Origin of the sequence: Micromonospora sp. L31 (assembly GCF_052068075.1) — a bacterium.
GTDB lineage: Bacteria > Actinomycetota > Actinomycetes > Mycobacteriales > Micromonosporaceae > Micromonospora > Micromonospora purpureochromogenes.
Genome location: NZ_JBQHDC010000016.1, coordinates 1 through 18,923 on the forward strand (window position 1 = coordinate 1; position 18,923 = coordinate 18,923).

At 72.6% G+C, this 18,923-nt stretch carries 15 protein-coding genes; 12 read left to right on the forward strand and 3 right to left on the reverse strand.

The genetic code is table 11. From position 1 onward, the window contains the following. Together ACTMS9_RS28270 and ACTMS9_RS28275 are read right to left on the reverse strand one after the other, a co-directional pair. A partial coding sequence (locus ACTMS9_RS28270) for a YdeI/OmpD-associated family protein (protein WP_441166426.1) occupies positions 1–193 on the reverse strand: 193 nt, incomplete at its 3' end. 368 nt (positions 194–561) lie between these two features. Then, positions 562–1,026 (reverse strand): MarR family winged helix-turn-helix transcriptional regulator, encoded by a 465-nt coding sequence (locus ACTMS9_RS28275; protein WP_357922860.1) that lies wholly within the window; start codon positions 1,024–1,026, stop codon positions 562–564. A gap of 76 nt (positions 1,027–1,102) precedes the next feature. Between ACTMS9_RS28275 and wrbA the strand changes: the two genes are divergently transcribed. Continuing rightward, positions 1,103–1,783 carry an NAD(P)H:quinone oxidoreductase gene (gene wrbA, locus ACTMS9_RS28280; RefSeq protein WP_441149460.1) on the forward strand — a complete coding sequence of 227 codons (681 nt, stop codon included), beginning with the start codon at positions 1,103–1,105 and terminating at the stop codon, positions 1,781–1,783. A 26-nt stretch (positions 1,784–1,809) separates the two neighbouring features. Beyond that, the gene (locus ACTMS9_RS28285; RefSeq protein ID WP_441166427.1) at positions 1,810–3,237 is read left to right on the forward strand and encodes an MFS transporter; all 1,428 of its coding nucleotides are present in this window, start codon (positions 1,810–1,812) and stop codon (positions 3,235–3,237) included. 751 nt (positions 3,238–3,988) lie between these two features. On the opposite strand, the gene ACTMS9_RS28290 is transcribed toward ACTMS9_RS28285, so the two are convergent. Further along, the gene (locus tag ACTMS9_RS28290) at positions 3,989–5,275 is read right to left on the reverse strand and encodes a COG1470 family protein (protein WP_441149458.1); all 1,287 of its coding nucleotides are present in this window, start codon (positions 5,273–5,275) and stop codon (positions 3,989–3,991) included. A gap of 166 nt (positions 5,276–5,441) precedes the next feature. Between ACTMS9_RS28290 and ACTMS9_RS28295 the strand changes: the two genes are divergently transcribed. From ACTMS9_RS28295 to ACTMS9_RS28340, 10 genes are all read left to right on the forward strand, one after another. Beyond that, on the forward strand, positions 5,442–6,065 hold the full coding sequence (locus ACTMS9_RS28295) for a LuxR C-terminal-related transcriptional regulator (protein ID WP_441149457.1): 624 nt from the start codon (positions 5,442–5,444) through the stop codon (positions 6,063–6,065). 232 nt (positions 6,066–6,297) lie between these two features. Continuing rightward, a complete protein-coding gene (locus ACTMS9_RS28300; protein ID WP_441166428.1) occupies positions 6,298–9,270 on the forward strand; it encodes a hypothetical protein in 2,973 nt (990 codons plus the stop codon). A gap of 4 nt (positions 9,271–9,274) precedes the next feature. Beyond that, positions 9,275–10,018: a DUF4255 domain-containing protein gene (locus ACTMS9_RS28305; protein WP_441166429.1), complete on the forward strand. Its 744-nt coding sequence runs from the start codon at positions 9,275–9,277 to the stop codon at positions 10,016–10,018. Then, positions 10,015–12,120 carry an ATP-binding protein gene (locus ACTMS9_RS28310; RefSeq protein WP_441149454.1) on the forward strand — a complete coding sequence of 702 codons (2,106 nt, stop codon included), beginning with the start codon at positions 10,015–10,017 and terminating at the stop codon, positions 12,118–12,120. The genes ACTMS9_RS28305 and ACTMS9_RS28310 overlap by 4 nt, the downstream gene beginning before the upstream one ends. A gap of 252 nt (positions 12,121–12,372) precedes the next feature. Next, the gene (locus ACTMS9_RS28315; protein ID WP_441149453.1) at positions 12,373–13,473 is read left to right on the forward strand and encodes a hypothetical protein; all 1,101 of its coding nucleotides are present in this window, start codon (positions 12,373–12,375) and stop codon (positions 13,471–13,473) included. A 96-nt stretch (positions 13,474–13,569) separates the two neighbouring features. Continuing rightward, the gene (locus ACTMS9_RS28320) at positions 13,570–14,835 is read left to right on the forward strand and encodes an eCIS core domain-containing protein (protein WP_441149452.1); all 1,266 of its coding nucleotides are present in this window, start codon (positions 13,570–13,572) and stop codon (positions 14,833–14,835) included. 146 nt (positions 14,836–14,981) lie between these two features. Then, positions 14,982–16,553 carry a phage tail sheath family protein gene (locus ACTMS9_RS28325; RefSeq protein WP_441166430.1) on the forward strand — a complete coding sequence of 524 codons (1,572 nt, stop codon included), beginning with the start codon at positions 14,982–14,984 and terminating at the stop codon, positions 16,551–16,553. 26 nt (positions 16,554–16,579) lie between these two features. Beyond that, positions 16,580–17,023: a phage tail protein gene (locus ACTMS9_RS28330; RefSeq protein WP_441149450.1), complete on the forward strand. Its 444-nt coding sequence runs from the start codon at positions 16,580–16,582 to the stop codon at positions 17,021–17,023. Next, positions 17,020–17,499, forward strand: a complete 480-nt coding sequence (locus ACTMS9_RS28335) for a hypothetical protein (RefSeq protein ID WP_441166431.1) — start codon at positions 17,020–17,022, stop codon at positions 17,497–17,499. The genes ACTMS9_RS28330 and ACTMS9_RS28335 overlap by 4 nt, the downstream gene beginning before the upstream one ends. Beyond that, positions 17,496–17,654 carry a DUF6760 family protein gene (locus ACTMS9_RS28340; RefSeq protein WP_280840961.1) on the forward strand — a complete coding sequence of 53 codons (159 nt, stop codon included), beginning with the start codon at positions 17,496–17,498 and terminating at the stop codon, positions 17,652–17,654. Before ACTMS9_RS28335 ends, ACTMS9_RS28340 begins: the two co-directional genes overlap by 4 nt. The last annotated feature ends 1,269 nt before the right edge of the window (positions 17,655–18,923 follow it).

The following is an 18,923-nucleotide window of genomic DNA, read 5'->3' on the forward strand; positions in this document are numbered from 1 at the left end:
GGGCCTGCCCGTCGATCCAGCCGAAGCACAGGGCCTCGTCGACCGCCTGCTGCCAGGTCAGCGTCGTGACTGTGCCGTCCTTCTTGGTCAGGGCGAGCCAGACACCGGGCGACGTGGCGTGGTTGGCCGACAACCACGCGCGCAGCGCATCGGCGTCCGCGACGATCAACTCATCCAGTTCAGCGCTCGCCATGACGGCAGGCTATCGCTGCGCCGTTGCCGCAGCCTCTGCCTGTGGGCCAGCCCGACTCGCCGGGCTGCCGACGCGCCGGTCGCTCGGCGGACCGTCGGAGGCAGGACCTCGATGCTCAGGACGGTCTCGACGTCGGGCCGGCCTGTCCGACTCCTCGTGCACGTGCCGGTTGCGGCGAGCGTCGTGCACGACCACGGGCCTCTGACAATCGCCAGCGCCATCCACGGTGGCGGCCAGACGCCGTACGAGCCGGCGACGCCCGGCAATCCAGCCACGCACCTCAACGGCTCGGTTGCGCCAGATCCGGATGCCGGCTGGTGCGCTGGTAGACGGGGTAGCGCAACCGCCAAACCTCCTCGATTGAACAGCTAGACCGTGCCGGCGGCTGTGTGGGTGGCCGGGCGCCTGGTGTCGACGTTGCCGGTCATGGTGTTGAGGATGGCGGGTAGTTCGGCCACGGTCTGGGCGGGCAGGCCGGTCACGGTTTCCTCCGCCAGAGCGTGCCATAGCTGCTTGACCTGGTCGGCGAGTGCCTTGCCGCTGTCGGTGAGTTCGACGATGCTGGCGCGCTTGTCGGAGGGGGCGGGTTCGCGGCGGATGTGGCCGGAGGCTTCGAGCTTGCGGGTCATGAGCGTGACGCTGGGCGGCTCGCAGCCGAGCGCCTCGCTGAGCTGGGCCTGGATTCTCGGGCCGGTCCGGTCGAGTTCGAGCAGGAGTGCCTCTTGGCCGGGGTGCAGGCCGAGCGGGGCCAGCAACGCGGCGGCCCTGGCCCGGTGGCGCAGGCTCAGCAGGCGGATGGCCTGGTTGAGGGCGTCGGCGTACTCGAAGTCCACGGGCTCTCCTTGACAGATTAGTTATGCGCATAACATTATGCGCGTAACTAATTCTAGCAACACCGAGGAGCCGGACATGACCGTGAAGGTCGCTGTCATCTACTACAGCGCGACAGGCAGTGTGCACGCACTCGCGCAGGCCGTCGCCGAGGGGGCCGCCTCGGCCGGGGCCGTCGTGCGGCTGCGGCGGGTCGCCGAGCTGGCACCCGACAGCGCGATCGACCAGAACCCGCAGTGGCGGCGGCACGCCGACGCGACCGCGTCGATTGCCCAGGCCTCACTTGAGGACCTGGCGTGGGCCGACGCGTACGCGTTCGGGACGCCGACCCGGTTCGGCGCGCCGGCCGCGCAGCTCAAGCAGTTCATCGACCAGGCCGGCGGGCTGTGGCAGGAGGGGAAGCTGGCCAACAAGCCGGTGACGGCCTTCACCTCAGCGTTCAACCGGCACGGCGGCAGCGAGGCCACAATCTTGTCGCTGGGCAACGTCTTCTACCACTGGGGGTCGCTGATCGTCCCGCCCGGATTCACCGATCCGGTCGTGTACGCCGCAGGCGGCAACCCCTACGGCACGTCGCATGTGACCAGCCCGAACGGAGACGGCCCCGATGCCGCGGCGCTGGAAGCGGCCAGGTACCAGGGACTTCGGCTGGCCAAGATCACGCTCCAGCTGCTGGGGGACCACGTCGTCGCCGATGCCGCCGTGGGCAACGGGAACAGCCACGGAGCCCTGGCCGGAGCAGCCTCCCGGACCGCGTGAGCGGCGGGTTCGCAAGGAGAGAAGTCATGACAAGCACCAGCCCCGCAACTCAGCGGGCCAGGCTGCAGGCCGGATCCTCCTGGATGGTCCTGGCGCTGGCGTGTGCCTGCCAGTTCATGGTGATCCTGGACGTGTCCATCGTTAACGTCGCGCTGCCCTCGGTCCAGCGGGATCTCGGCTTTACCGCCACCGGCCTGGCCTGGGTGGTGAATGGCTACGTGCTTACCTTCGCTGGCTTCATGCTGCTGGGTGGCCGCGCCGTTGACCTGTTCGGCCCGCGCCGGATGCTGGTCGCCGGGCTGTTCCTGTTCTCCGCCTCGAGTCTGGTCGGCGGCCTGGCAACCGCTCCGGAGATCCTGGTGGGGGCCCGCGTCGCGCAGGGCGTGGGCGCCGCGATGCTGGCCCCGGCGACGTTGGCCGTGATCAACACCTACTTCACCGAGCCGCAGGCGCGGGCCCGGGCGTTCGGCGCGTGGTCCGCCTCGGGCGGTGTGGGCGGGATGGCCGGCGCGCTCGCCGGCGGCGCCATCACCACTGGCCTGTCATGGCGGTGGGTCTTCCTCATCAACGTACCGATCGGCGCCGCGCTGATCGTACTGGCCATGATGTCGCTGGTCGGCACGCGAGCCAGCCGGCGGGAATCGCTCGACCTCATTGGCGCGGTCACGGGCACGGCGGGGCTGGCCGCGTTGATCTACGGGGTCATGCAAAGCGCCGACCATGGCTGGACGTCGGTGCGGGTTCTCGGGCCAGCCATGGCGGGCCTGCTCCTGCTCGTCGTCTTCACCGTGGTGGAGGCGCGTTTCGCCACCCAGCCGATGGTGCCCCTGCGGCTGTTCACGATCCGGACCGTGGCCGTCAGCAACGGCATGCTGCTGCTGTTCGGCGGGATTGCCATCGCGATGTGGTACTTCACGTCGCTGTTCATGCAGAACGCACTCGGCTACAGCGCACTTGAAGCCGGGCTCGGGCAGACACCCGCGGCGGTGATGTTCGTGGTGATCGCGCGATTCGCCGCCAACCTGCTGCCCCGAACCGGTGTACGCCCTCTGGTACTGGCCGGCAGCGCCTGCTTCCTAGCCGGCTTCGGCTGGCTCGCCCAGGCCCACACCGACAGCGACTACGTCACCAGCGTGCTCGGACCCACGCTGCTCATCGCCGTCGGCATCGGCCTGACCTTCCCCACCCTCATGGCCGCAGCCACCGCCGACGTACCCGAAGGCGACGCGGGCATCATCGGCGGCCTGGCCAACACCGCCAGCCAGATAGGCGGCTCGGTAGCCCTAGCCGTACTCGCCACAGCCGCCAGCGCCAAGGCCGGAACAGACGCCGCCGACGCCGGCTCTCCTGCCGCCCTCGCCGCCGGCTACGACCTGGTCTTCCTCATGGCAGCCGGGATCGGCCTAGCTATCGCGATAGTCAGCCTGCTACTACCGCAACACCGGCACGGCTGACCACGGCGACGCCGCGTGCTCACTCGCCGCACCCTTGCCTCCGCGTACGACAGGGGTGCGGCGAGCGCCTGGTCAGCTCACCGCAGTTCCGCCAGCGCACGGTGCGGCTGCCAGACGAGCCCCGGGGAGACGAGTCGAAGTACGAGGCGATCAAGGCCGTAGCGTGAGGCTGGGAATCGCCGCAGAGTCGCTGCGCCGTTGGCAGCGCGCCGAGCAGAGGTGGGCGCCGGGCACAGCCCCAGCAAACCCATCGAGCCGGCATCAGGCCCACTGAGCCGTTGCGTAAACATTCCTGAACCGCATCAAATGCAGCGAGTCAGGACAGCAGCATAACGAGATGGCCATGCTGTTGATCGCTGCACGCGCACTGCTTTCGGCATGAGCGGACGTCGCCGGCTTGTGAAGCGGAGCTGCCGGTGTCGTAGATGGCCCTCTCACAAGGGATGAAAGACCCAGAGATCATTTTGTTAGGACCGCTTACTCTTGCCTCGGCGCTGTCTGCGGGCAGGCTGCTCACACTCGATCAGCAGCAGGCCAGCGGCCGACAGCGCCCGCGACAGCCCTACCCTGCTTCTCGGGTTGTTTCGGGCCGTGCAAGGACTCGCTGTCAGTGCACTCGCGCTGATGTCGCCCCGCAGGTGAGTCTCTGAACCGCCAGGTCGTTGCCGCACCCCCCAGGCTCGCTGTTGAGAGTGCACATGGCGACTCCAACGACGTGAGCGGTGAGCGACGCCTGGGCGGCAGCATGCAGTCAGCCGGTGGCGTCCGCCATGATCCCGTTGACGTACAGCGACTCGGAGCACGTGCTGGGCGTTCTGGCGTTGACCGGGGTGCCCGGCCTGCGGCAGGCCACCGTCAGCGTCACCTGGGCTCGGGCCGGCACCCGGATCGGCGTCACGGAGTGGTAGTCCTGCTCGCGGAAGTTCTCCAGCCCGTACGTCACGATCTTCACGCCGTTGGCGCTCACGCTCAGCGTGCCCTCGTCGCCCTGCGGGTTGTCCACGAGAAAATCGGTGAGCAGGAAGATCTTCCTGGCAGGAACCGTGTAACTCCGCTCCGCCGAGCCGCCCGGATTCGTGCGGAACGAGATCGCCGTGGAGAACTGCGTCTCGCCATCGCCGTTGCGGCCACCACCGTTGCGGCCACCACCGTCCTCCGTGCCGCCCCCCGCCGGCGGTTTCGGCGCCTCGGGTGTCTGCCGCCGTTGCTTGTCGACCGCCTGGTCCGCAGCGCGGTCCGCGGCCTGCACCGCGGCCTGTTCGACCGTCCCGTCGACGGCTTCCCGCGCCGCCGAACGCACCACCGGTCGCAACAGACCGAACCAGAGCGCGAGCAGCAGCAACAGCAGAGCGAGCAGCAGCGCCAGCAGCTTGAGCAGCCACGCGGAGAGAATCGGCCGTTGCACGAAGGTGCCGTCGACCGTGCAGGCCACCCCGTCCTCCCGCAGCACCTGCGTGCGGAACGGGAGATGCGTCGGCTCGCCCCGCCACAGCAGGCTCTTCGCCCGCACCACGAGGACGGCCTCGAGCCGCTCGCCGGCCGCCAGAGTCGCCCGCGCGGGCCGGAGGGCGAGCGTGAGCTGTTCGGCCGTGTCGGTGGCAGCGAAGGCAAGCTGCTCCGTGAGGTTGCCGCGGTTCTCCGTCTCCAGCCGGTAGCGGGCGCGCCAGCGCCCGTCGCGCACCTGCGGCCGCAACTCCGCGGCGACATCGGCGAACGGCAGGACGACGAGCGTCCCCTCCTCGACCACGGCGGCCTCGGGATGTTCCGACGGCAGCACGCGCACCCCGAACGGCATGCCGCCGGCGGGCACCTGCGACGAGCGCGGCGGCCGGAACGTGACGGTCACGCTCTCCGCCGTGCCCGGGAAGAGCGACAGGACCGGCGGGTCGATGGTCACCCACTCCGCGGGTACGCCGACCATCTCGAACCGGTAGGCCTCGACGATGTCGACCGTGTTGCGGACGCTGATCGTGACCCGTGCCTCGCCGCCCGGCGTGACGGTGACCTCGGTGAGAGCCAGGTTGGCGGATGCGCTCATGTCGGCCGACTGTAGGCCCATGCGGGAACGGGGAAACCCGCCTTACGGGAACAGTCACGGGCAGGCCGGGTGCCCATCCGGGCCGGCGTTAGGTGCACGCAAAGCGGCTCCCCCCACCCTTGCGCCGCGGGCTGCCGAGTGGGCGCCAAGGGATGGGGAGGTATTTATGAACCGTGTGCCGGTCTGGGTCCACGCCGATGATCCGATCTCGCGGCAGGGGGTGGAGAGCCAGCTCCGGTCGCGTCCGGAGCTGCGGATGCTCGCGCCCGGTGAGGCGCAGGCCGCGGCGGTCGCGCTCGTGGTCGTGGACAGTCTCGACGAGGCGGCGGCCCGTGAGCTGCGCCGGCTGGGCCGTACCGGCACCGCGAAGCTCGTGCTGGTGCCGGCGCGGATCGACGATGCCGGGCTGGCCACGGCGGTCGAGTGCGGGGTGGTGGGCGTCGTACGCCGCGGGGAGGCCAGCGCGGAGAACCTGGTCCACGCGGTCAGCTCGGCGGTGCGCGGCGAAGGGGCGATCCCCGCAGACCTGCTGGGCCGACTGCTGGCACAGATGGGACGGCTGCAACGCCAGGTGCTCGACCCGCGTGGCCTGACGCTGCTCGGGCTGACCACGCGCGAGATCGACGTGCTCCGCCTGCTCGCCGACGGGTTCGACACCCGCGAGGTCGCGGAGAAGCTGTCGTACTCGGAGCGGACGGTGAAGAACGTGCTGCACGACATCACGAGCCGGTTGTGCCTGCGCAATCGCACGCACGCGGTCGCGTACGCGCTGCGGCAGGGGCTCATCTGACCGGCTGGCAGCACCCTGACGTCCGGTGGGTGCCCGAAGGGGTCACGGCTCCTGCCCGGGGGCGTGCCCGTCGGGCCCCCGCCGCCCGACGCCACCGGGTCGAATATGGACGGACGTGGTGCGGCCTCCGCCGAGCGTCGTGCGGACGGATCGGGAGCCGCGCCTGCCCCTGCCGTTAACCGCACCGCCTGTCGAGGTCCCGTTGCCAGGTCAGCGCCGAACGCCCACCATCGTGGCCGCAACGACAGCGGCCGCCGTCATGCTGCCCGGACTGGCCGCGTCGGCACCGCCGGCCGCGCCGCCCCGGCCCGCACCGGCCACGCCACCGGTGGCCGAGGAGCGCATCGCGTACGCCGGCACGAAGCACCGCAGCATCGGCGTGGTGCGCGGAGAGGGCGGGAGCGCCGTTTCGCTGCCGTTCTTCCCGATCGGCCCGGACCACTTCGACGACCAGGTGTCGGCGCGGGGCGACACGATCACCTGGGTGAGCCTGCGCGACGCCACCACCACGGAGGTCTACCTGCGCCGCGGCGACGGCCCCGTGCTGCGGCTGACCGTCAACACCTCCAGCGAGGCCCATCCGACGATCTCGCCGGACGGCACCCGGGTCGCGTTCGACTCGGGCGCCGGCCGGGGCGGTGCCGGGCACGACATCTTCGTGATCGGCGTCGACGGGACCGGACTGCGCCGGGTCACCGACGGAGTCGGCGACAACCGGTGGCCGAGCTGGTCGCCGGACGGCACGTCGTTGGCGTTCGAGGGGCGGCGCGGCGGCGAGGTGCCGCAGGTCTACCGGATGCCGGTCGCCGGTGGCGCGGTCACCCAGGTGACCAGCGAGCCCACCGGCGCGGGCCAGCCGGCCTGGGACCCGAACCCGGCGCACGACCGCATCGCCTACACCTGCGATCCGGACAGCTCCACCAACCAGAAGATCCATCTGGTGTCCCCGTCGGGCGCCGGCGACCACCTGCTGCTGCCGGTCGAGTGGCAGAGCCGCGAGGCGGCCTGGTCACCGGACGGTTCCACCCTCGCGTTCGTCAGCCGCACCCCACCGGACGGCGGTCCGCTCGGCCAGGTCGACCTCGTCTACACCGCGACGCCCGCCGACGGCTGCACCTGCACCGCGCAGCTTCGCCTGGCCGAGGACCGACAGCTGAGCTTCCCGGCCTTCTACACCGCGCCCGGCGAGTCGTCCCCGGCGCTGATCGTGATCCGCAACAGCGCCCCCGACCGACTCACCGCCACCCTGCAGGACATCCGCCCCGACGGAGTCGATCCACGCGACCTGCGCCTGTCGATCCTGCGCGAGGATCCCAAAGCGGCTCGGGACTCCCGGTTCATGTGGCAGCCGACCGAGGGCGACCCGTGGACGGAGCGCCAGACGTACTCCCCGGACGGGCGCCGCATCGCGGTGAGCCGGTTCGAGACGGTGGATGGGCGCCGCGTCCAGCGCATCTGGACCGTCGACGCCGACGGGACCTCGCCACGTCTGCTGCCGGTGGCCGGTCGCGGTCCGGACGACCTCGAGCGCGACCCGGAGTGGTCCCCCGACGGCAGCCGGATCGCGCTGGTGCGCAGCAGACCGGGCCGCCCGGCGCGGGTGATCGTGGTCGACGCCTCCACCGGGCAGCAACTGCTGGCCGTGCCGACGCCCCCGCCGTACGCGGGGCTCGACGACACCCAACCCGCCTGGTCCCCGGACGGCGCCCTGCTGGCGTTCACCCGGGGCCGCTACAACGAGGAGGCCAGCCGCGCCCACGTCTGGACGGCGAACGCCACCGACGGCCTCGACCAGCGGGACCTGACGCGCGCCGTCTGCGGGCGGGACTGCGACGTCGTCGACGACAGCGCGGCCTTCGCCCCGGACGGCCGCCAGATCGCGTTCAACCGCCGGGAGGACGGGCTGGTCCTCACCGACGTCGACGGCACCCGCTGCCGGCTGCTCTTCCCGCCGTCCGGGGCCTCCTGCGCCGCCCCGGTTCCACCGCAGCCGGACGGCCCGTTCCAACCGCGCGACGTGAGCTGGTCGCCGGACGGACAGCGGCTGGTCTTCTCGGCCCGGCGCGAGCGCGACCCGAACTCGCCGGAGGCGCTGCACGTCTACGACATGACGACGGGCCGCCTCGCGTCGATCACCGGCGCGCTGCCCGGTCGGCAGAAGGAGCCGACCTGGCAGCGGTCGGTCGATGTCGCGACCGCCGTCGTGACCACACCCCCGACAACCACCGTCGGTGGCCGCACCGCCTTCACCCTGTCGGTCACCGACCGCGGGCCGAGCCCCGCGCCCGCCGTGCGGCTCGACCTCACCGTGCCGTCCGGCGTGCGGCTCACCGCGCTGGTGCCGGAGCGGGGGACGTGCCGGCTCACCCCAGCGGGCTGCGACCTTGAGGCCATCGGCGTCGGCCGCACGCTGACCGTACGGGTCGAGCTGACCGGGATCGCCGCCGGTTCCTTCCCGCTCTCGTGGTCGGTGAACCCGGGAGTGACCGACGCCGTGCCGGCGGACAACCGGGCTCGCACGGACGTGCGGATCATGCAGCCGCCACCGACCGCGCCGGCGGACCCGGCGCTGACCGTCTCGGTCACCCCCGCACCCGCGTACGTGGGGGGCTCCGCCGGCGTCACCTACACCGTGCGCAACGCGGGCGGGCAGCGGGCGACGGGCCTGCGGCTGACCCCGGCGCTGCCGCCCCGCGTCCGCGTCGCGGCCTCGCCGCCGGGCTGTGACCCGCAGGCGGGATGCCGGCTGCCCGATCTGGCCCCGGGCGGGGCGACCACGGTGACGTTCGTGCTGACGCCCGACGCGGCCCTGGTCGCGACCGTCGCCGGCGCCGTCACGACCACCGGCGGCAACGCCGACCCGACCAACGACACCGCCAGCGCGCCGCTGCGGGTGCTGCAGCCGCGCATCGTCGCCGTGCCGGCGATCGGGCCACCCGGTTTCGTCACCTCGGTGCGCGGCACCGACTTTCCCCCCGGAGCCCGGGTGCGACTGGCCTGGAACGTGGGCATCACCGCCGCGACCGCACCGGCCGTGGCGGCGCCGGACGGCACCTTCGCCGCCCAGCTGCTGGTGCTGCCGAAGGACCGGCTCGGCCCCCGCGAGATCCTCGCGTCCGGCACCGGCTTCGCCCCGGTGACCACCCCGTTCCGGGTGGTGCTGCCGCCGCTGCAGCCGCCCGGCCACGTCAACCGGCGGTGGTGACCGGGTGATCCACGAGGTCGACGAGGCCCTGCGCGGACTGGTCACCGACGACGCGCTGGCCGGCACGGGGGTCGAGGTCACGTTCGACGCGCCCACGAGGGAGTGGGCCGCGCGGCGCAACGCCCCGACGGTCAACCTGTACCTCTACGACATCCGGGAGGACCTCGCGCGCCGCAGACAGGGCGCCATCGCCGAGTACGACGATCGGGGCGCCACGGTGGCGCTGCACGACCCCGCGCGGTACTTCGCCCTGTCGTACCTGGTGACGGCATGGACCAACCGCGCCCAGGACGAACACCGCCTGCTGGCGACCCTGCTCGGCACGCTGATCCGGCACGACGCGCTGCCGCCCGCACGGCTGACGGGGTCCCTGGCGACGCTCGGCCTGACCGTGCCGATGACCGTCGCCCGGCCACCCGGGGAGGATCGCGCCTTCGCCGACGTGTGGTCGGCGCTCGGTGGAGAGTTGAAGCCGTCGCTGGACCTGGTCGTGGTCGCGCCCCTGTCGGCCCGGCGGACGCTCGCCGCCCAGCCGGTCGTCGACGGGTTGCGGCTACGCACCGCGGACCCCGCCGACGGGCCGGTCGAGACCGCCGCCCTGCGCTACAGCGACCCGGTCGCGTCGCCCGCCGGTCCCGGCGACGCGGAGCAGGGATCTGCCCTGTCGATGGTCGGCGCACGCCGCACCCGAGGCGCCGCGCGACACCGCGACGGGTCCGGGCCCCCGATCCGCGGCTCACAGCGGTGACCGCCCCCGCGCTGCCCGCGACCCACCTGCTCGCCCGACTCCGCCTGATCGAGCGGCGGGTCCGGCGCGCCGTGGACGAGCGCCGCCGCACCGATCCGGCGCCGGACGACGCGTTCCGGGGCCTGTACGTGTCGGACGAGATGGCGGACCGGCTGCTGGACACCGCCACCCCGCCGCCCCGGCACGACGACGTCAACGGCGAGGGGCTGGCCGTCGAGGCGGACACCGACGCGCACCAGGGCGAACCGCGACTGCGCCGGTTGGCCCGCGACTTCGCGCTCGCGCCACTGGACGTCGAACTGCTGCTGCTGGCTCTCCTGCCCGACGTCGACGCCCGGTTCGAGCGGCTGTACGGCTACCTCAACGACGACGTGACCCGGCGGCGGGCGTCGATCGGGCTGGCACTCGAGCTGTGCGGCGCCGCCCCCTCCTCGGCCACCGCGCGTGGCCGCTTCACCGCGTCCGCGCCGCTGGTCGCGGGCGGTCTCCTGCTGGTCGAGGAGGCAGCCGAGCGGCCCTTCCTCTCCCGGGGGCTGCGGGTGCCCGACCGGGTCACCGCCCATCTGCTCGGCGACGACACCGGCGACACCCGGCTGGCCGGCCTCGCCCGCTACGAGGAGCCCGACCCGGGTTGGCGGCCCGCGTCGGCGGAGCAGCTCGCCGCCGCCATCCGCGACGGACTTCGGTTGGCGTACGTGCGGGAGCGGCCCGGCGCGGCGGCGCAGGCGCTCGCCGCGGCGGCGCTGGCCGCGACCGGCGCTCCGGTGCTGCGCCTCGACCTCGACGCGCTGGCCGCCGACCCCGCGCCGGAGGAGGCGCTGGCCGCCGCCGCACGCGAGGCGCGGCTGCGCGGCGGAGGGCTGGTCGCCGGCCCGGTGGACGCGCTGGACCCCGCCGGGCAGCCGGGCCGTTCCCGGCTGCTGCGCCGGCTCGCCGCGCTGGCCGTACCCGTCCTGCTCACCGGCCGCACCGGGTGGGACCCGTACTGGGCCGAACGCTCCCCGCTGCTGGTGGCGGCCGAGCCGATGACCGTACGGGACCGCAGCGCGCTGTGGTGGGCCGGGTTCGGTGCGCGGCCGGGCGCGCCCGCCGGCGCGGACCTGGACGCCGAGCGCGAGCTCGCCCCGTACCTGCTGACGCCGGACCAGGTCCGGCGCGCCGCCGAGACGGCCGGCCACCGGGCGCTGCTGGAGGGTGCGGCGCAGGTCGGGCCCGAGCACCTGCGCGCCGGAGTGCGGTCGCAGAACGGGGCGGGGCTGGAAAAGCTGGCCCGGCGGGTCGAACCCGCCGTCGGCTGGGCCGACCTCGTCCTGCCCGACCCGGTCTTCGAGCAGTTGCGCGAGCTGGCCATGCGGGTACGCCACCGCGACCGGGTGCTCGGCGGGTGGCGGATGCGCCCCGGCGGCGGGCGCGGTCGCGGCGTGACGGCGCTGTTCGCCGGCGACTCCGGCACCGGCAAGACGATGTCGGCCGAGGTGGTCGCCGCCGACCTGGGCGTCGAGCTGTACGTGGTGGACCTGTCCACCGTGATCGACAAGTACGTGGGCGAGACCGAGAAGAACCTGGAGCGCATCTTCACCGAAGCCGCGAATGTCAACGGAGTCCTGCTGTTCGACGAGGCCGACGCCATCTTCGGCAAACGCTCGGAGGTCAGGGACGCCCACGACCGGTACGCCAACCTGGAGAGCGCCTATCTGCTCCAGCGCATGGAGTCCTTCGACGGGGTCGCGATCCTCACCACCAACCTGCGGGCCAACCTCGACGAGGCGTTCACCCGGCGGCTGGACGTGATCGTTGACTTCCCGCTGCCGGACGAGGCACAGCGGCGCGCCCTGTGGGACCGCTGCCTCGGCCCGGCGCTGCCCCGCGCCGAGGATCTCGACCTGGATTTCTGCGGCCGGGCGTTCGAGCTGGCGGGGGGCAGCATCCGGGCGTGCGCGGTCACCGCCGCGTACCTCGCCGCCGGGGCGGACCGGCCGGTGACGACCGACGACCTGATGGCCGCCGTGCGGCGCGAGTACGGCAAGCTCGGCCGGCTGCTGCTGGACAGCGAGTTCGGTCCGCACCTACGTGTCGGGCGAGGAGCGCTGCAGGAGCGCTAGGTGCTGGACGAGGTGACGGCGGCGGGCCGCTGCCCGTTCGGGCAGCGGCGAGTGCCCTCGACCACGCCCGGCGGTCCCTGGCACGACCCGGCCGGCGGGGACAGCGTGAGGACAGGGTTGGATCCGCGGCGAAGAGGACGAGCCATGCATGCCCATCAATCCGGGCCGGAATCGGCCCCACCATCGGTCCGGACGCCCCACCGGCGGCCGCCGTCGGAGTCCGCACCCGGTCCGGCACCTTATCCGGAGGCGGTGCTGGGGCTGCAACGCACGGCGGGCAACGCCGCGGTGGCGCGGCTGCTCGGCCGCGACGAGCACCGCAACGCGACCGACGACGGCCTGCGGGTGTCGGATCCGTCGGACGCCTTCGAGCGCGCGGCCGAGGCGAACGCCGCTCGCGCGATGGCCCGACCGCTGTCCACGCCCGCGTCGGCCGCCCGGCCTGACCGGGCGACCACCGGCTCCGGCGGCGCAGCCGACGGTCCGGCGACGGTGCAGCGTATGCCGAAGAAAGACAAGGGCAGGAAGAAGACCGCGGGGTCGTCCTCGGCGGGCGGCTCGTCGGCTGTGGAGGCGGTGCCCGCCGCGCCGGCCGAATCCGACTACGAGTACGTGATGCGGCAGATCGGCGACCAGGTCGAGGGATTCACCGAACTGGAGGAGAACCCGCGACAGGACCTCCTGGCGGCCGTGGGGCTGTTGAACCCTGACGACATGACGATCTTGCTTGAGAGGGACGAGGTCGACGCCCAATTGGACGATCTCGCCGCAGAGGTAGCGGACGAGTTCGCGCAGCGGGCGAACCGGCCGGGCTACCAGGTGAGCGGCGGCCGGAGCGACTGGGCTTCCAGCAGGACCACGGCCGAGCACGCCGCGCTCCGGGAGACACCGGCCAACCAGTGGGGCAGCCAGACGACACTGCACCACAAGATCTCGCGGAGCAACCTCAAGGAACTGCTGGCGGCGGCCGAGGCGGCCCGGCCTGCCTCGGACCCCCTGTTCACGTTCCTCGAGCAGTTGACGGACCGGGTCGGCTCGACGGGCCACGAGAAGCTCCTCTACAACATGCCGGCCAACCTCGAGATGGGCCCCGCCTCCGACATTCGTAGGACCGACCCGGGCAGCGGGTTCGACCCCAACCATGTCGACGGGCGGATGACTCCACGCTCGAGCCACCTGGTGGAGGTCGATCGGATGATCACTGCCGGCAGCTACGACTGGCAGCGGCTGGCCGAGCTTCTGGAAGCGGCCGACGCGGAACACCGGACGGCACACCGAGGTCAGCTGCTGTCACCGCCACGGCCGGAACTGTGGGAGAAGGCCGGCGCCAAGTACGAGAAGAAGGCGACCTGACCGGGCTCGTGGGCGAGACCGAGAAGCGTCGACGGTGCGATCGACACGTACCTCTCAACCCCCGGCTCCCGCCCGGAGCGGGTGACAGGAGCGATCATGCGCGACCACGAACAACGACCGGACCCCGGCAGCGCTCGGAGCAGCGCGCTTCGGCGGGCTCCGGCCGCCGGTGCACCGGTCACCGCACCGGACGGTCGGAGCCCCGCCCTCGACCAGCGCTGCATCCAGGCGCTCCAACGCTCAGTCGGCAACGCCGCGGTCGTCCAGATGCTGCACCAACGGCACACGCACACCGCCTCCTGCGGTCACGGCCCCGAGGGCCAGGACACCGCAGCGGCCACCGTCCAACGGTCGGCGGTGCACGATGTACTGCGGTCTGCCGGGCGGCCCCTGGCCGAGCCGCTGCGCACCGAGATGGAGGCCCGCCTCGGCGCGGACTTCTCGTCGGTACGCGTCCACGACGATGCCGCGGCCCGGCGGTCCTCGGACGAGATCGGCGCCCGCGCCTACACCTCCGGGGAGCATGTCGTCATCGGCGACGGCGGCGGCGACAAGCACACCCTCGCCCACGAACTGACCCACGTCGTCCAGCAGCGCCACGGCCCCGTGGCCGGTACCGACGCCGGCAACGGGGTCAGCATCTCCGACCCCTCCGACCACTACGAACGCGCCGCCGAGGCCAACGCGCGGCACGTCATGCGGGCGCCGCTCGACGCGCAACGCCCCGTGCAGGCGCGGAGCGCGGCCGCCGCCCCCGACGGCCCCGTCACCGTGCAGACCATGCCGCCGCCGGTGCCGGTCAAACCCGCCCACCTGAGGGCCGGTCAGACCAGCGAGGCCGCTGCCGCCGAGGAGGCGCCACCGCCGCAGCCCGCGGTTCCCAAACACGGGTACCTGCTCAAGGGAGACGCCGGGCCACTGCGCTTCTTCCGCGCCGACCGGCGCGCCCCCGAAGACCTCTCGCAGGGGATGAGATCCTTCCGCTCCGCGTCCGTCACGACCGAGCTGGCCGCGTTCCTCAGCGATCCCAGGGCCTACGCCCAGGACCATGTCAGCAACAACAACCCGCGCCTGGTATCCACCGCGCTGGACCAGGAGTGCGGCGGCTACGCCAGCAACGACAGGCACCTCTACCAGATCGAGGTCAGCGGCTGGTACAGGTTCGAGCAGGAGCCGCCCGCGAGAAGCAGGATCCTGGCCAAGCCGGCCATCTACGCCAACAGCACCTCCCTGGGGACGGCGACCGCCGCCGTCATCGGACCCATCGGCGCCACCCAGGAGATGGACTTCTTCGCGGAGATCCCCCGGTCCTTCATCACCGCCTGCCGCAGACCGGGCGCGAGCGACTTCACCCCGCTCTGACGTGCCTCAACGGGGCGACGCGTGCCGCATCCCTGCCCTTTCGGGAACCGGACCATGCCCCGGTCCACGCCCGCCCGGCCGTTTCCCGACGCGCCACGTGACCGGAAGGCTACGGAGGACCGACCACCGCCGGAAAAGGAGCGTTCATGCCGTCGTACCTGTCCCCCGGTGTCTATGTCGAGGAGGTCCCCAGCGGCTCCCGCCCCATCGAGGGCGTGGGGACCTCCGTGGCGGCCTTCGTGGGACTCGCCGAGAAGGGACCGTTCCACACCCCCACCCTGGTCACCACGTGGAGCCAGTACGTCCAGGTCTTCGGGGACGTCGTCGAGGGCGCGTACCTGGGCCGCGCGGTGTACGGCTACTTCGCCAACGGCGGTGGGATCTGCTACGTCGTCCGGGTGGGCGAGCAGAGCCCCGGCAACGGGCAGGGCCGCGACCGCGGCGACGGGGCCGGCAAGGACGCGCCTCGCGCGCTGCCGGCCGGCGAGCCGGTGGCGCTCGGCACGTTCAAGGTGGCGGCGCTGCCCGCCAGCGGCGGGAACATCACCGTCGAGGTGACCGATGCCGACACCGACGGCGCCGGCGAGGACCGGTTCAGGCTGCTGGTGCACCAAAACGGCACGGTGGTGGAGACGTACGACGTCTCGTCCAAGAAGAACACCAAGGCGTACGTGGTGACGCAGGTCAAGGAGCGGTCGCGGCTCATCACCGTCGAGGAGGCCGCCCCGGCGAATGCCCTGGCGCGCCCCGCCAAGCAGACGGTGACGCTGGCGACGCCGCCCGCGCCCGCCGAGGTCGTACCGGCCGCACTGTCCACCGAGGAGTACGTCGGGGACCCCGACGCGCGTACCGGCTTCGGCGGCCTGGAGGCGATCGACGACATCACGATGGTCGCGGTGCCCGACCTGATGAGCGGGTACCAGCAGGGGCTCATCACCGCCGAGGATGTCAAGGCCGTGCAGCTCGGGGTCATCTCGCACTGTGAGCAGATGGGCGACCGGATGGCGCTGCTCGACCCGCTGCCGGACATGACGGCTCGGCAGGTGCTCACCTGGCGGCAGGAGGAGGCGGGCTACGACTCGAAGTACGCCGCTCTGTACTACCCCTGGATCAAGGTCTTCGATCCGGCGACCGGGCAGAACCGGTTCATGCCGCCGAGCGGGCACGTCGCCGGCCTGTGGTCCCGCACCGACACCGAGCGCGGGGTGCACAAGGCGCCCGCGAACGAGGTGGTGCGCGGCGCGATCGAACTCCAGAACAACGTCACGAAGGGCGAGCAGGATCTGCTCAACCCGGCCGGCGTCAACTGCCTGCGGGCCTTCCCCGGGCGGGGCATCCGCGTGTGGGGGGCGCGCACCCTCTCCTCCGACCCGGCATGGCGGTACGTCAACGTCCGCCGGCTGTTCAACTACCTCGAGGAGTCGATCCTGCTGGGCACGCAGTGGGTGGTCTTCGAGCCCAACGACGAACGGCTCTGGGGCACCATCCGCCGCAACATCTCCGCCTTCCTGCTGGAGGAGTGGCGGCGGGGCGCCCTGTTCGGCAGCTCCCCCGCCGAGGCGTTCTACGTCAAGTGCGACCGCGAGACCAACCCGCCGGAGGTGATCGACCGCGGCCAGGTGGTGTGCGAGATCGGGATCTGCCCGGTCAAGCCCGCGGAGTTCGTCATCTTCCGGCTCGCCCAGTTCTCCGACAGCACCAGCCTCGTCAGCGAATAAGACCCGAAAAAAGGCGGTAGCGACACATGGCCGAGACCGGCGACACCCTCATTGTCCACAAGTTCCAGGTCGAGCTGGGCGGCATCCAGGTGGAGTCCGTCCAGGAGGTCAGCGGCCTGACCGTCGAGCTGGACGCGATCGAGGTGAACCAGGTGACCCCCACCGGGGAGTACATCATCCGGAAGCTGCCCGGCGCCCGTAAGGGCGGCGAGGTCACCATCACGCGCGGGCTCGACAAGAGCGGCGCGTTCACCGAGTGGATCAAGCAGACCTTCGAGAAGGGGGCGGTCGCCGCCGCCCGGAAGAACATCAGCGTCATCCTCGTCGACGCCGAGAACTCCAACCAGCGTCGCTTCGACATGAAGAACGCCTGGGTGAGCAAGTGGGAAGGGCCGAGCCTCAAGGCGGGCGAGCCGTCGGCGGCGACGGAGAAGGTCACCGTGGTGTTCGAGGACATCACCACCTCATGAGACGACGTACCGTATCCACGCTGGCGCTCGCGGAGCTGGCCGCGGACGACCACGACCCCGGCGCCGAGCCGGGAACGCCACCGGCGCGGACCGCGCAGCCGCCCAAGCTGCAGACGGAGTTCGAGTTCGAACTGCCGCGCGGGTACGTCGACGACTCCGGCACCGTGCACCGCCACGGGAGCATGCGGCTGGCCACGGCTCGCGACGAACTCGCACCGCTGATCGACCTGCGCGTCAAGCAGAACCCCGCGTACCTGTCGGTCGTGCTCCTCAGCCTGGTCATCACCCGCATCGGCAGCATCACCGAGATCCGCGCCGAACTGGTGGAGAAGCTGTTCGCCTCGGACCTGGCCTTCCTGCAGGACTTCTACCGGCGGATCAACGCGGAGGGCCACACGCGCGCCGCCGTGACCTGCCCCGCGTGCGAGGCGAGCTTCGAGGTGGACATCGCCGGTGGTCGCCCGGGGGAATCGTGACGTACGCGGCCGACCGGCTCTACGAGGAGGTCGCGTACGTCGCCTACCACTTCCACTGGCCCCAGCAGGAGATCCTCGATCTCACGCACGAGGAGCGACTGCGCTACGTCGAGCAGATCGCGCGCATCAACACCCGCATGAACGAAGGCGAGTAAGTGGGCCTACGCGACCTCCTACGCCGACGCCGCCGGGACACGCCGTCCGAGGCCGAGCGCCCGGCAACGGGTACGCCGGCTCCCGACGCCGGGCCCGCCGATGTCGGCTGGCGGTCCCTGGCACCGCCGCGGCGGACCTTCGACAGCGACCCGGGCCTGCTCACCGATCCGCACCACTTCGAGGCCCGGCTGACCACCCGGCAGGACCCGACCCTGCACACCGCGCCCGGCCACCTCGTCAGCCCCGACGCGCCGGCCGGTCTGGCGTACGATCTGCTGCGCGCGGCGCCGGTCCCGCCCCCGGGTTCGGCCAGCACCGTGCAGCGCCTACCACTGGCCTCGCCGACGCCGCCGCCGGAAGCCGGCGTGCAGCCAGCGTGGCTGTCCGAGCCGACGACGGCCACCGAGGCGGCGCCATCGGTGGCCGCGGGCACCACGGAGCCGGCGTCACCGGCCCGCGCGGCGGTCGTCCCCCGGACACCGGTCGCAGGGCGTCACCGCGCCCTGACCACGGCGCCGGCGGTACGGTCCGCCCGGCGGCTGCCCGCGGTCCAGCGGGCGGGGGGCGGAACGACCTCACGGCGCGCCCCGGTCCCCCCGCCGGCCCCGGCGACTCCATCGCCCTCACCGGCTCAATCGCCACCGGCGGCGGCATCCCCGTCACCGGCCCAATCGGCTCCGCCGGTCGGGAACGCTTCCGGTCCCGATTTCTCGCTGCCCGCGCGGCATCCGTCGACGGCGCCACCGGCGGGTGCCTCCGATGGGCCGGGCGCCTCCGATGGGCCGCAGCGACCCACCCTGGCGCACCGTGCCCCGGTGGCGTCGCAGGACGCCGCCGCGAGCGCCGCGCAGGACACCTCCACCGGGGCCGCGCCGCCCCGACCGGTGCCCGCGCCCCAAGCGGCGCAGCCCGCGTCCCCGGCGGCACCACCGCCGCCCCGGCCGGTCCTTTCGGGACAAGCGACGCCGGCGCCGGCCAGAACGCCCGCACCGGCGAAGCCGTCGCCCCGTGCCCCTGGCCGAACCGGGCTCGGCGACCCCTTGCCGGCCCTGCCCCCCACCGCGCGCGGGAACGCCCGGACGGGTGTTCCAGGGGTTGTGTCGGCGCCGCCCCTGCACCCCGCCACTCCCCCGACGCCCGCCCAGCGCGCGTCCACAACGACCGCCGCAACGGCTTCTCCGGCGCCCAGGACCGGCGCGACGGGATCGTGGGGGGCGCGGTCGTCCCGCCCGCCGTCCGGGTCGGGTCGCACACCAGCCCAACCCGGC

Excerpts from the sequence above, each read along its gene's own strand:
- wrbA (WP_441149460.1), top strand. The coding sequence starts at position 1,103 with ATGACCGTGAAGGTCGCTGTCATCTACTACAGCGCGACAGGCAGTGTG.
- ACTMS9_RS28285 (WP_441166427.1), top strand. The coding sequence starts at position 1,810 with ATGACAAGCACCAGCCCCGCAACTCAGCGGGCCAGGCTGCAGGCCGGA.
- ACTMS9_RS28290 (WP_441149458.1), bottom strand. The coding sequence starts at position 5,275 with ATGAGCGCATCCGCCAACCTGGCTCTCACCGAGGTCACCGTCACGCCG.
- ACTMS9_RS28295 (WP_441149457.1), top strand. The coding sequence starts at position 5,442 with ATGAACCGTGTGCCGGTCTGGGTCCACGCCGATGATCCGATCTCGCGG.
- ACTMS9_RS28320 (WP_441149452.1), top strand. The coding sequence starts at position 13,570 with ATGCGCGACCACGAACAACGACCGGACCCCGGCAGCGCTCGGAGCAGC.
- ACTMS9_RS28325 (WP_441166430.1), top strand. The coding sequence starts at position 14,982 with ATGCCGTCGTACCTGTCCCCCGGTGTCTATGTCGAGGAGGTCCCCAGC.
- ACTMS9_RS28330 (WP_441149450.1), top strand. The coding sequence starts at position 16,580 with ATGGCCGAGACCGGCGACACCCTCATTGTCCACAAGTTCCAGGTCGAG.
- ACTMS9_RS28335 (WP_441166431.1), top strand. The coding sequence starts at position 17,020 with ATGAGACGACGTACCGTATCCACGCTGGCGCTCGCGGAGCTGGCCGCG.